This is a genomic window from Neisseria polysaccharea (assembly GCF_963392925.1).
Taxonomy (GTDB): domain Bacteria; phylum Pseudomonadota; class Gammaproteobacteria; order Burkholderiales; family Neisseriaceae; genus Neisseria; species Neisseria polysaccharea.
This window is the reverse complement of record NZ_CAUJNZ010000035.1, coordinates 1-1,319: the sequence shown is the minus strand read 5'-3', so window position 1 is coordinate 1,319 and position 1,319 is coordinate 1. Positions and strand designations below refer to the sequence as shown.

1 pseudogene is annotated in these 1,319 nt (G+C 44.8%); it reads left to right on the top strand.

Going from position 1 to position 1,319, the window contains the following annotated elements:
- Positions 1 to 1,319: pseudogene (locus RDY34_RS10520) on the top strand (hypothetical protein); the annotation flags it as partial.

Sequence of the window (1,319 nt, the reverse complement as noted above, 5' to 3'; positions counted from 1 at the left end):
GGGGGGGGGTAAAATTGATCCTAGTAAACCTGTGGGGTATAACAAACCACGAAATCCAGAAAATCTAATTGTTCCACCAGGAGAGGATGTAGATGCATCTCATTTGAGTGGGTTGGGATTTGGTCTTGCTGTTGTTAATGAAGAAGGAAAAAAGAAAGCCCCACAACCTAATTACCAGGACACAGACGATATGAATGGTAGTGTCACTATCTCTGTTGAGCCTGCAAAGGACGGTTCTGTACTTCCTCCTGAAAAAGAAACCAGTTATCTTTATCTTCAAGAGGGTGGTGGGATCGAAATTGAGCAAAATGGTCGTTTAGCTAAATTCAAAGTAAAGCACGGCGATGGATTAACAATTGGAAATGATAACAAACTCGTTCCCGATACCATTAATCTTGAAGTTACTGACGGCAAAGTAACCGCCCCTAGCGAAGCGGACAAGAAAAAATTAGTTAATGCCGGTGGTTTAGAAAGTGCTTTAAATGAATTAGGTTGGAGACTTAAAGCTGGCACTACTACCTCAACCGTAAAAAGCGGCGAAGAAGTAGAATTTAAAGGCGAGGGCGGTGTTACCGTAACTACCACAACTAGTGCTGATGGTAAACACGTAGTTACTATTAAAGCTGGGCAACCACAAGGCGGTGCAGCTGCGGGTGGTAGCACCCCTGTTACTGCAGGAAATGGAATTTCAGTTTCTGCGGATAATAAGGTTTCTGTTAATGCGAAAACTGGCGGTGGTATTACTGTAGGTGCTGATGGCGTATCTGTTAATGCGAAAGACAAAGGTGGTCTTACTGTCGGTACAGATGGTGTCTCTGTGAATACGGATGGTACGACCATTGCGGTAGATGCAGCGACAGGTAATGTGAAAGCGGTAACGGGTACGATTACGGCAGGGAATGAAGCAAGTGTTGAAGATGCAGATAAAGACAAGTTAGCGAAAGCAGGTGAAGTAGCGGCGGCGATTAATGCAGCGAAAGTGAAAGTTGCCGCAGGTAATGGTGCTGACGTTTCTCATAATGAAGCGACTAACACCTATACGGTTTCGGCGAAAGTTGAGTCGGGTAAGGGTTTAGAGAGCGGTGCTGCAGGGTTGTCAGTAAAAGCTGGAGACGGGGTTACAGTTAATGATAAGGGTGTATCTGTTCATGCGAAAACTGGCGGTGGTATTACCGTAGGTGCTGATGGTGTCTCTGTAGATACTGATGGTACGACAATAGAAGTTGGCACAGATGGTAAGGTGGCAGCGAAAGTAGCATCTGATAAAGGTTTAGAAAAGACTGCTGATGGTTTAGCGATTAAATCTAAAGCCAATGGTG